Below are 13838 nucleotides of genomic sequence, written 5' to 3'. Positions count from 1 at the left end.
GCCCCCTCGACTGCCCGAAAACCCGCTGTACAATGAACTTCCGCTCCCTCTCCTACATCTACCATCCTTCCGAAAGCGGGTGCAAATATAGAAACTTCCCCCGCCTTTTTCCAAATGTTTTTTGGGGTTTTTAAAAATATTTTTCCTACTCACTGATAATCAACAACATTGAACTAAAAATATTTTAAAAGTTATTTTTAGCTTTCATTTAAACTCAAAAAAACATTCATTGAAAATAATTTTCCTTTCAATAAATTTGGCAGAAAAAGGATACCCAATTTAGATAAAAAAAATGAAACACGCAACTATTTATTTGTCAACGGCGTATGTTTCCATTTGTTGGTTAATACAGCATAATCAAAATCCAAGGCTGACTCTTGTCTTTCCAGCCTTCCTGAAGCAAAAGCCCTTTGTAGTATATCTTCAATCAAATAGTCTTCCTGAACGGTTTCCGGTTGATATTCAATCTTTAAGGTGATGTCAAACATGCTCGCTGTAGTGTTGTACCAAAATGCCCGCCAACCACTTCTCAATTCTTTAACCAGGTTAAAAGTAGTTGTCCCGGTTTGCCTATGCACCAATTTTACTAAGATCTGCCCTTCAGTCCGGGTTAATTTTTTCAGTTCTTCTGAAAATTCACCTTCGATATAGCGCTGAATGATCTTTGTATATCGCCTTCTTTTGGATCTGGATTTTATCTTATCTAAGCGTTCGGTAAGTTCCATAAGCCGTTCAGCTGCTAATTTAGCATAAGGATACACCTTGATCGTTTTCCGCTTCAATATATAATAACGTACTTTTTCTTTATAGGAAGAAAACCGTAATGGCTGAAAAACATAAACCGGATCAAGTTCAATAGAGGTCCTCGGAATGGAATCCCCTTCAAAGAAATAATATTGAGTTGACAAGGAGTCCGTTTCAATCATAGTGGTAGAATCTCTATCTTTCACTTGCGCATTTGTATAGATAAAACCAAAGAAAAATAATATGTGTACCAGATACCTCACTAAAAAAAAATTAAAATCTGTTCTCAAAAATAGCAAATTACTTAAGGGGGGCTTATTGAAGTGATTTAAACTTTTCTTAATTGGCTAAAAAATTGCCCTTTTGAGCCTACTTTTTGTCTTTTTTTCCTTCCAGAGCGCTACTATGCAACTCAAAATGGTTAATTTTCGCTTCAATCAAAAAAGTTTAAATCACTTCATCAAATGTATGTGAATATTAGTATTTTCGTGATCTTAAAACAATAATATATGGCGAAGAAGAAAATCATCAATAAAAAATCTATCCAATTTCTTGAAAAATATTTAAACAATGCTGCCCCTACTGGATATGAATCGGAAGGACAAAAACTATGGATGGAGTATTTGAAACCTTATGTTGACACCTTTATTACCGATACCTACGGAACTGCCGTTGGGGTTATCAATCCCAAGGCGAAATATAAAGTGGTTATCGAAGGACATTCTGATGAAATTTCCTGGTATGTGAATTATATCACGGACAACGGACTTATATATGTGATAAGGAACGGAGGAAGCGATCATCAAATCGCACCGTCAAAAGTTGTAAACATCCATACTAAAAAAGGTATCGTAAAAGGTGTTTTTGGCTGGCCGGCCATACATACCAGAAAAGATGAAAAGGAAAAAACGCCTAAACTCGACAACATTTTTATCGATATAGGTGCCAAAGATAAAGAGGAAGTTGAAAAAATGGGGGTTCATGTGGGCTGTGTTATCACCTATCCGGATGAATTCTTTGTGATGAACAAGGACAAATTTGTATGTAGGGCCATTGACAACCGTGCCGGTGGATTTATGATTGCCGAAGTAGCCCGTTTATTGCACGAGAATAAACAAGAGTTGCCATTCGGACTTTACATCACAAATTCTGTTCAGGAGGAGATTGGTTTAAGAGGTGCCGAAATGATCACACAAACCATTAAACCCAACGTGGCTATTGTCACCGATGTTTGCCATGACACCACAACCCCGATGATTGAAAAAAAAACACAAGGTCATACCGAAATCGGGAAAGGTCCTGTTATTTCATACGCTCCGGCAGTGCAGAACAAATTACGGGAACTCATTATCGAAACCGCTGAAGAAAAGAAAATCCCATTCCAACGGATGGCTGCGTCCAGGTTTACAGGTACAGATACCGATGCCTTTGCGTATAGTAACGGCGGTGTAGCTTCAGCATTGATATCGCTACCACTCCGCTATATGCACACAACGGTGGAAACGGTTCATAAGGATGATGTGGAGAGTGTGATTCAGCTGATTTATGAAACATTATTAAAAATAAAAGCAAACCAATCATTCAGTTATTTTGATTAAGTAAATCTCATTTTTTTGGATGAATTAGTTGACATATTAGATAGTGAAGGTAATCCGACCGGAAAAGTGCTTTTAAAGTCTGAAGCCCACAAAAAAGGACTGTTTCACCCTACGGTTCATATATGGATCTATACCGAAGACGGAAAAATCCTTATTCAGAAGAGGGCTGCAAACAAAAAGACTTACCCGAACAGATGGGATGTGTCTGTGGCCGGGCATATTACTGCCGGAGAGCATCCCCTTTCTTCAGCAATTAGGGAAATTGAAGAGGAAATCGGGCTTTCAATAAATGAAAACGAATTGGAAAAAACAGGAATCTATCGATCGTCCAGGGTTCATAGCAAAGATTTGATCGATTGTGAATTTCACCATATATATATAGTGGAGTTAAAAGTTCCTATCGAACAATTAAAAATTCAGGAAAGTGAACTTGCAGCCATCAAATTGGTCAATGTCGATACCTATTTGTCTGCCATGAATGATCCTTCACTGTTAAAAGACTATGTCCCTTTTCAATCGGATTATATTGAACTGGTTTTTACAGCCATTCAGAAAAAGATAAAACAATAACCCTCCACAAACGAGGTTGTCTAAAAAGTAATTTTAACTGAATATGTCAGGTTGAGCGCAGTCGAAACCTCCTGATTTTCAACAGTCATTTAGTTCTCGATAAGCTTCGCTTGGTATCTTCAATTCAAAATATATTTTGAATCTTGATAATGCTCGAACTGACAAAAAACAATCTTTTTAGACAACCTCTTTTTGTTTAAATTAGCTATATGCAAAAGACGAAAAACACCATAGCAGAACGAATAGCGGATTTTTTAAAACGCTTCCCTCCTTTTGAAGTGTTGAAACCCGATCAGCTTCTTGAAATTGCCGGTGGGGTTAAGGTGGTTTATGCGCAAAAGGGAGAAACGATCTTCAAACAGGATGATACAGGGCATTCACAATTTTATGTGGTTCACAAAGGGGCGGTATCCATACAGCGAAAAGATGATGAAGTTGTAGCAACTTTAGACAAATGTGACGAAGGGGATATCTTTGGACTTCGTCCGTTGTTTGCCCATGAAAATTATATGATGAGTGCCATTACCGATGAAGAATCGATTTTGTATGCCATTCCAATAGATACGTTCAAACCCATCGTCAAAAAAAATTACAGGGTTGGCCAATTCTTGATCGAAAACTTTGCATCCAATACAGAAACCCCGTATTCAAGAGAACATCGCGGAAAATTGTATTCTGATGAGGAAATGGTACAAAACACAGCTGAATTATACGAATTGCAACCCGTTCGTTATGTAAAAAAAATCATCAGTTGCAGTAAAGACGAGCCCGTTTCTAAAGCAGCAAAAATGATGTCGGAGAATAGTGTGGGTTCGATTTTGGTGATCGAAAACGACATTCCTTTGGGAATTCTGACCGATAAGGATATCAGAAACAACATCGCCATAGGGCTTTTCCCTATTGATGCCCCAGTGAAAGAGATTATGTCTTCGCCTGTGATCTGTTACCCCAAAGGCTTGACCATCGCTCAAGCACAAGTGGCTATGATGAAGCATAAAATAAGCCATATCTGCATCACCAAAGACGGAACGCCCCACAGTAAAGCCATAGGGATTGTTTCTGAACACGATATCGTTGTAAGTCAAGGAAATAACCCTGCGGTATTAGTAAAAGCTATCCAAAGAGCCAACAAAACCAAGACTTTAAAATCCATTAGGGGGCGAATCATGCATTTGTTGAATGGTTTTATACAGCAAGATATTCCTATGACACATGTTTCGAGGATTATGTTTGAACTGAACGATGCCACCATCAAAAGGGTGCTGGAGCGCAGCATCAAAAAAATGCCTAGTCCTCCCCCTACCCGATTTGCATGGATGTCACTCGGAAGCCAAGGAAGAAAAGAACAACTTCTGCACACCGACCAGGACAATGCTATTGTTTTTGAAGATGTGCCCGACAATATCAAAGAAGAAACCAGGGCTTATTATATCCAACTCGCCAAAAAGGCTAACAAAGGCTTGAACAATATTGGGTATGACTATTGTAATGCCGATATGATGGCCAGAAACCCAAAATGGTGTTTGTCTTTATCGGAATGGAAGGAACAGTTCACAAATTGGATGACACAACCCGGGGATGATGAGATCCTGCTGTGTTCTATCTTTTTCGATTATGATATTTCGTATGGCGATATCGAACTCACCAACCAGATTGCAGATCATATTTTTGAATTAAGTGACAACAATCAGCTGTTTTTGACCGCTTTAGCTTCCAGTGCTCTTCGGAATCCGTCGCCTTTAGGGTTTTTTAGGCAATTTTTGGTGGAATCCAACGGGGAATACAAAGACTTTTTTGATCTGAAAAAAAGAGCCATTATGCCTATTACCGATGCCGGGCGTCTTCTCATACTTCAGCATAAAATCAAAAACATCAACAATACGGCCGAACGTTTTGAAAAACTGGCAGAACTTGAGCCCCAGAACAAAGAACTCTATCTTTCGTGTTCGTATACCGCCAAGGCCTTGTCGAAGTTCAGAACCAAGCAAGGACTTTTACATAACGACACAGGTCGGTTTATTGAATTGGATACACTCTCAAAAGAAGAAAAAATAAAATTGAAACGCTGTTTCAAAACAGTGAGCGAAGTACAGGAATTGATCAAATTACGTTTTAAAGTCCACAGTTTTATATGATACGTTTCTTCAAAAGAAAGCCTTCTAATCATCCTGATTTTTGGAAAAAATACGAGGCTTTGTTTCAAGTAAAGCCTCCCGAATATGTGGGTGATAACCGTTTTGTTATCCTCGACACCGAAGCCACTGGCTTTGATTTTAAAAAGGATCGGGTTTTATGTATCGGAGCTGTAAGCCTGCAAAGCAATGTGATTGATATTTCCGAAGTATTTGAAATTTATATCGAACAAGAGAAATTCAATCCGGAGACGGTAAAAATACACGGGATTATAAAAAATGATAAGGTCAAAACCTTTACTGAAGAAGAAGCGCTCGTTCAATTTCTGGATTACATCGGCAATTCTGTTTTGGTAGCCCATCATGCAAATTTTGATATCACCATGATCAATCAAATGCTAAAAAGGCTTCGTCTCCCAAAACTGAAGAACAGGGTATTGGATACTATGACCTTATACCGCGCCACCCGTATCAACTCCAACTTGATCGACAGGGATAAGAATTACAGTCTTGACCAAGTAGCTGAAAACTTAAACATTTCAGTAAAAGACAGACATACCGCCGCCGGGGATGCCATGATCACTGCGATTGCATTTTTAAAAATCCTTACCAAATTGAACAAAAAGGAAAAAGGGAAATTAAAGGATCTTTTTAGGGTTCGTTAATTTTTTATTCATAAAAAATAGTTATTTCGTCAGTTGTTTTGCTGTCACAAACCTATCAGCAACATTATCCCAATTGATGATTTCGAGCAATGTATCCACAAAATCAGCTCTTTTATTCTTGTATTTTAAATAGTAGGCATGTTCCCAAACATCAATTACAAGTAGCGGAATTACACCCCATTGGGTCAGTTTTTGATGATTTTCACACTGTAGCATGGTCAAACTGTCTGAAAAAGGTTGATAGCCCAAAATGCCCCAACCGCTACCTTCAACCGACTTCGAAACTTTTGCTATATAGGCTTTGAGTCTGTCGAAAGAACCAAAGTCTTTTTCCACCTGCTTCAAAAGCTCTGCTTTGGGCTCCGTTTTTTTGTTGGTGAGGTTGGTCCAAAAAATAGAATGTAAAACATGGCTGGAGAAGTGATAGGACAGTTTTCGTGTCCATAAATCCGCTTGATCAAAGTCTCCTGATTTCAAATGCTTTTTAATATTTTGTAAATCTTTATTTGCCCCTTTTACCGCACCGCCATGGTGGAACTTAAAATGCAGATGAAGCGTTTCTTCGTCCATGTGCGGTTCTAAAAATGATTCGTTATACGGTAGTGATTTTTGAATAAAATTCCCATCGTTATCTACTAATTTGTCAATACCATTTTCGGTAACGTTCTGCGAAAACACACTGTTAATGGGTAAGATACTTGCCCCACCTATGATGGCTGAATTTTTTATAAACTCTTTTCTGTTCATCATTCTAGTTTTTTTCTATGGTTGTTCATATTTATAAAAGTACATATCTTTACGCAGTTCCCGATGCAAAATACAGAGAAAATCTAATGAACGAGTTTTGCAGTGGGACTCATTTATTTTATCATTAATCACAACTCAACTTCATGGCTTCAGGCTTTTTTGCTTTGTTTGATGACATTTCGGCACTAATGGACGACGTGGTCGTAATGAGCAAGATCTCCACTAAAAAAACCGCCGGTATTCTTGGCGACGATCTTGCTGTAAATGCCGAAAAAGCTTCTGGTTTTGTATCTTCTCGTGAATTACCTGTGCTTTGGGCTATTTCCAAAGGTTCTTTGGTGAATAAGATTATTATTCTACCAATTGCGTTTTTGTTAAGCTATTTCTTTCCGCCGGCCATTACTGGCATGTTGTTGTTGGGCGGGGTGTATTTGGCTTTTGAAGGAGCTGAAAAAATTTATGAATTTTTCGTGCCACATCACTCTCATCCCGACATCCCCGGAATAGAAACGGACTTCTCGGAAAAAGAAATCCTGGACCTTGAAAAGAAAAAGATAAAGTCTGCTATCCTGACCGACTTTATACTTTCTGTAGAAATAGTGATCATCGCTTTGGGAACGGTTATGGACAAAACCCTTACGATTCAAATTATAGTAGTTTCTATTGTAGCCATTATAGCCACTGTTGGTGTTTACGGACTAGTAGCCCTCATTGTACGTATGGACGATTTTGGTTTGCGATTGATAAAAACCAGTGAAGGGAAGAAAAATGCTCTATACCATATAGGAAATGCCTTGGTTAGGGCTTTGCCCAAAATTGTAAAAGGTATATCCATTATCGGTACCCTTGCCTTGCTTTTGGTTTCCGGTGGTATTTTTATCCACAATATAGATCAACTGCACCACGTTTTGGAAAGTTTGCCCGGTATCCTCAGAGAGTTTCTTATTGGTTTGGCCGTGGGACTTGTAGCCTTACTTATTTTTAAAGGGATTAAAAAAGTAATTTCCTTTTTTAAGTGATCTAATTCAAATAAACCAAGCTCGCTAAAAGATTAGATTTCAAATCCATAAGTTTCCAGCAGATTGAAAGTCTGTTTTGCCACGCGAACAAATTTAGGACAAATAGGATGTTGACAATAATTTTTTAGCGAACCTCCTTTACGCTTCCTTTACGCTCTGTCCTATTTAATCTCCATTAACTCCAAGGCTTTTGAAACTTCTGTTACAGGCAGTTTACAGATTTTATCCTGGCACACATAAATAGTGGTTTGGTCTTCTACCAGTTTATTTTCCAACAACTCCAAATTGCCTTCATTCTTTCCTCCAAGTAAAAGGACTTGTGGCAAATAATTCCTGTCCAGTTCTTTTCTTACGTTTTCGTAATCATCTCCAAGAACGGCAACTTCATAAGGTGGATGGATAAAATGTGCTTCCACCATACCCCAATTGGAGTAAAAATTAGGGCTCTGACGCACATCATCCTGCACATTATTAAGCATTTGTTTTGCTTTTTTATAGTAATCAACATTGTACAGGTAGTTTCCAAGGAATAACAAATTCTTGGCCATTTCTGAATTAGAAGCCGGTATCACATTATCTGGAATTTCCATTTTACGGGAAATCAAATTGGAATGATCATCATGTGTGTAAAAGAACATTCCGGAAGATTCATCAAAAAAGTGTTCTATACTGTAAGTTGTCAATACATCTGCTTTTTCAAGCCATTTCTCATCAAAAGTAGCTTGATACAGGTCTAGAAAGGCAGAAATAACAAAGGCGTAATCATCCATCATGGCCTGAATGGATGATTTTCCATCTTTATGGTTACGCGTGAGTTCCCCATCTTCAGCAATGGCGTTCTTCAGTAAAAAATTGGCGTTTTTTAAAGCTGAATCCAGGAATTTATCATCATCGAACGCCCGATAGGCATGTACATAACCTTTAAGCATCAAGGCATTCCAAGAGGTGAGTATCTTATCGTCCAATCCCGGACGGACACGTTCACTGCGTGCTTCAAGCAGTTTACTTTTTCCTTCGGAAATGTTTTTTTGCAATTCTTCAACTGAAATGTCATTTTTAGAAGCAAACTCTTTATCCGTTTCTTTTCTGAACAATATATTTTTACCGTGCTCCCAGTTCCCAGACTCCTTCACATTGTAATAATCGATAAACAAAGGAGCATCATCTCCCAATTCGGCTTCAATTTCAGCTTTTGTCCACACATAAAACTTCCCTTCTTCACCTTCACTATCGGCATCAAGCGAAGAGTAAAACCCGCCTTTGGGTGAAGTCATTTCCCTTTCAATAAATTTAAGGGTTTCATACACCGTCTTTTTATACAGTGAATCTTTGGTACGTTGATACGCTTTTGAGTATAAACTAACTAACTGGGCATTGTCGTAAAGCATCTTTTCAAAATGCGGAACATGCCATTTGGCATCAGTAGAATAACGTGCAAATCCACCTCCAACATGGTCATAAATCCCTCCAAAAGCCATATTATCTAAGGTCGTGGTTACTGCCTCTAAGGCTTTTTCATTATCGCTTAGATAACTGTATTGCAAGAGATATTCCCATATCGAAGGCATTGGAAACTTAGGAGCCCCCACTTTACCACCTTTCTTAAAGTCAATCCTCGACTTCATATTTTTAAAGGCCGCATCCACATCTTCTATTGAAAAAGTGATTTCATCATCGCGTAAGGGAACATTATCCAATGAATTAATGCCCTGTGTTACTTTTTCGGCTTGTTCTTTTATAGAAGCAAAGTCTTTCTCTTTCAGATCAACAAAATAATTCAACACTTTCAACCAGTCATTTTTAGGGAAATAAGTTCCTGCATAAAACGGTTTCCCATCTGGTAGCGCCAAAGCATTCAAGGGCCAACCGCCACGACCGGTCAGTAAGTTTGCCGCATTCATATACACCTGATCAACATCTGGCCGTTCTTCCCTATCCACTTTAATGGAAATAAAATGCTCGTTCATCAATTTGGCCACTTCTTCATCTTCAAAACTTTCGTGTTCCATCACGTGACACCAGTGACAAGCAGCATAACCAATACTAATGATAAGTAACTTGTTTTCATCTTTCGCCTTTTGAAGCGCTTCTTCACCCCAAGGATACCAATTCACGGGATTATGGGCGTGTTGCAGCAAATAAGGGCTGCTCTCATGAATCAAATTGTTGGTATAAGCATGCTCTTCATCCATCTCACTGTCTTTATTTTTGTTCTCCTGTCCCGTACAAGAATTTAGTGTCCAGATCAATATAAATATTATGGCTTGAAATCGTCTTGTCATTTTCTTTTGAATCCCACTAAGTGGGTTTTATTCCCCGATTCTCTGCATCGAAATGGGGTGAGATTTATTTGTTTGAATACCTTGCGGGCCTGCCTTTATCGGTAGACAAGCTTGCCCCAAGGTAGTTGATTTTTCTTTTTATAAAAAGAGGTTATCTAAAAAAGATTGTTTACTGTCAGTTCGAGCATTATCAAGATTCAAAATATATTTTGAATTGAAGATACCAAGCGAAGCTTATCGAGAACTAAATATAATAGGTTTCGACTGCGCCTGTCTACCGATAAAGGCAGGCTCAACCTGACAAATTTCAACAATTCTTGTCTCTTTTAGGCGCCCTCTTCAATTCTTCATTCTTGTGTCAATTCCCAAATCATTCGGATATCTGTAATCACATATTTCTATAAAGCTTTATCCATAATTTCCTGTACCACTTCAGGATTCAACAAAGTGGAAGTATCGCCAAGGTTACTGGTATCTTTGGAAGCGATTTTCCTTAAAATACGCCTCATGATCTTTCCGCTTCGGGTTTTGGGAAGTCCGGGCACAAACTGGATTTTATCCAACTTGGCAATAGGCCCAACTTGCTCTGTGATAATCTGGTTGATCTCCTTGCGCAGGTTTTCGTGTTTACGACTTTCTCCCGTTTCTCTTAAAATCACATAACCATACAAGGCATTTCCTTTGATATCGTGTGGAAAACCAACAATGGCACTTTCGGCCACGGCCGGATGTTCATTGATAGCATCTTCGATAGGCGCTGTTCCCAAATTATGTCCGGAAACGATGATCACATCGTCCACACGTCCGGTAATTCGGTAATAGCCTACTTCATCGCGTAAAGCTCCGTCTCCGGTAAAATATTTGTTTTCAAAAGCAGAAAAATAAGTATCCTTATAACGTTGGTGGTTCCCCCAAATGGTACGTGCCATACTCGGCCATGGGAATTTCACACACAAACGCCCTTCTACCGAATTTCCATTGATCTCATTCCCATTTTCATCCATTAAAGCCGGTTGAATTCCCGGAAATGGCAAGGTGGCATAGGTTGGTTTTGTTGGCGTTGCAAATGGAATCGGACTTATCATAATACCTCCGGTTTCAGTTTGCCACCAAGTATCTACAATAGGTGATTTTTTCTTTCCGATATTATCGTCATACCAGTGCCATGCTTCTTCATTGATAGGTTCACCAACCGTTCCCAGTACTTTTAAAGACGAAAGGTCGCTTTTCTCTATATGCCCTACCCCTTCTTTTGCCAAGGCACGAATAGCTGTCGGGGCTGTATAAAATTGATTTACTTTATGCTTTTCCACAATCTGCCAAAAACGACTGAAATCTGGGTAACTCGGCACCCCTTCAAACATTACTGTAGTGGCACCGTTGGCCAACGGCCCATAGACAATATAGCTATGTCCGGTAATCCAACCAATATCGGCCGTACACCAATACACATCCTCTTCACGGTATTGGAACACATTTTTAAAGGTATAGGCCGTATACACCATATACCCTGCCGTACTGTGTACCATTCCTTTTGGTTTTCCGGTGGATCCTGACGTATAAAGAATAAATAGCGGATCTTCAGCATTCATCACCTCTGCTTTCAACTCTTTAGAAGCAGCATCCAACAAAGGTTGTAACCAATAATCCCGTCCATCCTTCATGTTGATATCAGAATTGATGCGCTTGGCTACCAACACACTTTCCACTCCGGGGCAATCGTTCAAAGCTTCATCTACAATTCCTTTTAAATCGATGGTTTTACTACCGCGATAGGATCCATCGGAAGTAATGACCATCTTACAATCACAATCGTTGATTCGGGTCGCTAAAGCTGTAGACGAGAATCCGGCAAACACAACGGAATGAATGGCTCCGATTCGCGCGCAGGCCAAAACGGAAATAGCCAATTCAGGAATCATGGGTAAATAAATACACACCCGATCCCCTTTTCGAACACCTTTGGATTTCAACACATTGGCAAACTGATTTACTTTTTCATATAACTGTCCGTAGGTAATGTGTTGTGACGCCTCTTTCGGATCGTTCGGTTCAAAAATAATGGCTGTTTTATCACCACGAGTAGCAAGGTGACGGTCGATACAGTTTTCGGTGATATTAAGTTGAGCCCCTTCAAACCACTTCACTTCTGGTTTTGAAAAATCCCAACTAAGCACCTTATCCCAACGCTTTCTCCACAAGAAATGCTCTTCTGCTATTTCTTCCCAAAACACCTCGGGATTCCTTATTGATTTTCTATAAACCTGATAGTATTCTTCTAAATGTTTAATGTGATAATTACTCATTGTAATTTACTAGTTTTTATTTGTGCTGTTTTTTATTTCATAAACCCTAATGACCACTCGCTTCACCTGCTCCACTAGGAATACGGATGTGTTCAACAATTTCCTGTACATCTTCAGGCGGTTCCTTTGTGAATTTATTAACGACCAGTGACACGATAAAGTTAACCACCATAGCTACAGAACCAAAGCCTTCAGGAGAAATCCCAAACCACCATTTGGATTCCAATCCGGCTACGGCTTCTTTACCTCCATCAAAGATACCAAACTTAAATTTCAACATATAAAATAACATCAGCAGTAAACCTACTATCATCCCTGTTATGGCACCTTCTTTATTCATTTTCTTATAAAATATCCCTAACATGATCGCAGGAAAGAATGAGGCTGCGGCCAATCCGAAGGCCAAAGCCACCACCGCCGCTACAAACCCGGGCGGGTTGATTCCAAAGTACCCTGCTACTACCACAGCAACCGTAGCCGACAAACGGGCAATCCATAACTCCCCTTTATCAGAAATATCAGGTTTTATCATCTTTTTGATTAAATCGTGTGATACTGACGAAGAGATCACAAGTAACAAACCTGCAGCCGTAGAAAGTGCTGCCGCCAATCCTCCCGCTGCCACCAAGGCAATCACCCAGTTTGGCAATTGGGCAATTTCGGGGTTTGCCAATACCATAATATCATTGTCTATGGTCAATTCATTTTCTTCTTTATTGGCTACATATTGAATAAGTCCGTCGCCATTTTTATCCTCATGCTTCAACAATCCGGTTTGTTCCCAGTTTGAAAACCATTGAGGCATATCTTCATAAGGTTGGTTGCTTACGGTTTCTATCAAATTGGTTTTTGCAAATACCGACACTGCCGGAGCCATGGTATAAAGAATCCCGATAAACAACAAAGCCAATCCGGCGGATTTACGGGCATCCCTTACACGCTTTACAGTAAAAAACCTTACGATCACGTGAGGTAAACCTGCCGTACCCACCATAAGAGCAAGTGTCATAGCAAAGACATCTATCATCGATTTGCTTCCGTCGGTATATTTATCAAAACCCAGTTCACTCTGGAGTCCGTCAAGCTTATCCAACAGATACATTCCCGAACCATCGTTTACAGTACTTCCGAAGCCTAACTGCGGAATAGGATTTCCTGTCATTTGTATCGAAATAAAAATTGCAGGTACGGTAAAAGCAAAGATGAGTACGCAATATTGGGCTACTTGTGTATAGGTGATCCCTTTCATTCCTCCCAAAACTGCATAGAAAAGCACGATAATCATCCCAATAATCACTCCTGTATTCACATCGACTTCCAAAAATCGTGAGAATACGACTCCTACACCTCTCATTTGTCCGGCTACGTATGTAAAGGACACGATTAGCGCACAAATAACCGCAACGAGCCTGGCCGTTCTGGAATAATAACGGTCACCGATAAAATCGGGTACGGTAAATTTCCCGAATTTTCTTAAATAAGGTGCAAGGAGTAATGCCAGCAGTACGTAGCCACCGGTCCATCCCATTAAATAAACGGCTCCGTCATAGCCCATAAAGGAAATGAGGCCTGCCATGGAGATGAAAGAAGCAGCACTCATCCAGTCGGCTGCGGTAGCCATTCCGTTTGCCAAGGGGGAAACCCCTCCGCCGGCAACATAAAAATCTTTTGTAGAACTGGCTTTCGACCAGATAGCAATTCCAATGTATATAGAAAAAGAAATACCTACAAGTATGTAGGTCCAGATTTGAACATCCATGTTTTAATTAAATTTT

At 39.5% G+C, this 13838-nt stretch carries 10 protein-coding genes; 5 read left to right on the top strand and 5 right to left on the bottom strand.

What is annotated here, in order from left to right:
• Window positions 1-305: 305 nt before the first annotated feature.
• Complete coding sequence (locus tag OOZ15_RS16335; protein ID WP_265957512.1) at window positions 306-926, bottom strand: DUF4294 domain-containing protein; 621 nt, start codon at window positions 924-926, stop codon at window positions 306-308.
• Window positions 927-1253: 327 nt separating this feature from the next.
• On the opposite strand from OOZ15_RS16335, the gene OOZ15_RS16330 reads away from it, so the two are divergent.
• The 4 genes from OOZ15_RS16330 (at window position 1254) to OOZ15_RS16315 (ending at window position 5709) form a co-directional block, all read left to right on the top strand.
• Complete coding sequence (locus OOZ15_RS16330; protein WP_265957509.1) at window positions 1254-2342, top strand: M42 family metallopeptidase; 1089 nt, start codon at window positions 1254-1256, stop codon at window positions 2340-2342.
• 15 nt (window positions 2343-2357) lie between these two features.
• Complete coding sequence (locus OOZ15_RS16325; protein ID WP_265957508.1) at window positions 2358-2912, top strand: NUDIX hydrolase; 555 nt, start codon at window positions 2358-2360, stop codon at window positions 2910-2912.
• A gap of 209 nt (window positions 2913-3121) precedes the next feature.
• Window positions 3122-5047 (top strand): DUF294 nucleotidyltransferase-like domain-containing protein, encoded by a 1926-nt coding sequence (locus tag OOZ15_RS16320; protein ID WP_265957507.1) that lies wholly within the window; start codon window positions 3122-3124, stop codon window positions 5045-5047.
• Window positions 5044-5709: a 3'-5' exonuclease gene (locus OOZ15_RS16315; RefSeq protein WP_265957506.1), complete on the top strand. Its 666-nt coding sequence runs from the start codon at window positions 5044-5046 to the stop codon at window positions 5707-5709. Before OOZ15_RS16320 ends, OOZ15_RS16315 begins: the two co-directional genes overlap by 4 nt.
• 21 nt (window positions 5710-5730) lie before the next feature.
• Here the strand turns inward: OOZ15_RS16315 and OOZ15_RS16310 are convergent, their stop codons facing one another.
• The gene (locus tag OOZ15_RS16310; RefSeq protein WP_265957505.1) at window positions 5731-6459 is read right to left on the bottom strand and encodes a superoxide dismutase; all 729 of its coding nucleotides are present in this window, start codon (window positions 6457-6459) and stop codon (window positions 5731-5733) included.
• A gap of 140 nt (window positions 6460-6599) precedes the next feature.
• Between OOZ15_RS16310 and OOZ15_RS16305 the strand changes: the two genes are divergently transcribed.
• Entirely contained in the window at window positions 6600-7475 is an 876-nt protein-coding gene (locus OOZ15_RS16305) for a DUF808 domain-containing protein (protein WP_265957504.1), read from the top strand.
• A 161-nt stretch (window positions 7476-7636) separates the two neighbouring features.
• On the opposite strand, the gene OOZ15_RS16300 is transcribed toward OOZ15_RS16305, so the two are convergent.
• The 3 genes from OOZ15_RS16300 to OOZ15_RS16290 all read right to left on the bottom strand — a co-directional run bounded on the left by OOZ15_RS16300 (window position 7637) and on the right by OOZ15_RS16290 (window position 13822).
• On the bottom strand, window positions 7637-9757 hold the full coding sequence (locus tag OOZ15_RS16300; RefSeq protein WP_265957503.1) for a thioredoxin domain-containing protein: 2121 nt from the start codon (window positions 9755-9757) through the stop codon (window positions 7637-7639).
• Window positions 9758-10155: 398 nt separating this feature from the next.
• Complete coding sequence (gene acs / locus OOZ15_RS16295) at window positions 10156-12063, bottom strand: acetate--CoA ligase (protein WP_265957502.1); 1908 nt, start codon at window positions 12061-12063, stop codon at window positions 10156-10158.
• A 46-nt stretch (window positions 12064-12109) separates the two neighbouring features.
• Complete coding sequence (locus tag OOZ15_RS16290) at window positions 12110-13822, bottom strand: sodium:solute symporter family protein (protein ID WP_265957501.1); 1713 nt, start codon at window positions 13820-13822, stop codon at window positions 12110-12112.
• Window positions 13823-13838: the final 16 nt, after the last annotated feature.

This window comes from Galbibacter kalidii (assembly GCF_026241135.1).
GTDB lineage: Bacteria > Bacteroidota > Bacteroidia > Flavobacteriales > Flavobacteriaceae > Galbibacter.
The sequence above is the reverse complement of the archived record's forward strand: the minus strand, read 5'-3'. Positions and strand labels throughout refer to the sequence as shown.

What these genes read in the sequence shown, in the direction of transcription:
- OOZ15_RS16335 (WP_265957512.1), bottom strand. Translation starts at nt 926, where the DNA reads ATGATTGAAACGGACTCCTTGTCAACTCAATATTATTTCTTTGAAGGG.
- OOZ15_RS16330 (WP_265957509.1), top strand. Translation starts at nt 1,254, where the DNA reads ATGGCGAAGAAGAAAATCATCAATAAAAAATCTATCCAATTTCTTGAA.
- OOZ15_RS16320 (WP_265957507.1), top strand. Translation starts at nt 3,122, where the DNA reads ATGCAAAAGACGAAAAACACCATAGCAGAACGAATAGCGGATTTTTTA.
- OOZ15_RS16315 (WP_265957506.1), top strand. Translation starts at nt 5,044, where the DNA reads ATGATACGTTTCTTCAAAAGAAAGCCTTCTAATCATCCTGATTTTTGG.
- OOZ15_RS16310 (WP_265957505.1), bottom strand. Translation starts at nt 6,459, where the DNA reads ATGATGAACAGAAAAGAGTTTATAAAAAATTCAGCCATCATAGGTGGG.
- OOZ15_RS16305 (WP_265957504.1), top strand. Translation starts at nt 6,600, where the DNA reads ATGGCTTCAGGCTTTTTTGCTTTGTTTGATGACATTTCGGCACTAATG.
- OOZ15_RS16300 (WP_265957503.1), bottom strand. Translation starts at nt 9,757, where the DNA reads ATGACAAGACGATTTCAAGCCATAATATTTATATTGATCTGGACACTA.
- acs (WP_265957502.1), bottom strand. Translation starts at nt 12,063, where the DNA reads ATGAGTAATTATCACATTAAACATTTAGAAGAATACTATCAGGTTTAT.
- OOZ15_RS16290 (WP_265957501.1), bottom strand. Translation starts at nt 13,822, where the DNA reads ATGGATGTTCAAATCTGGACCTACATACTTGTAGGTATTTCTTTTTCT.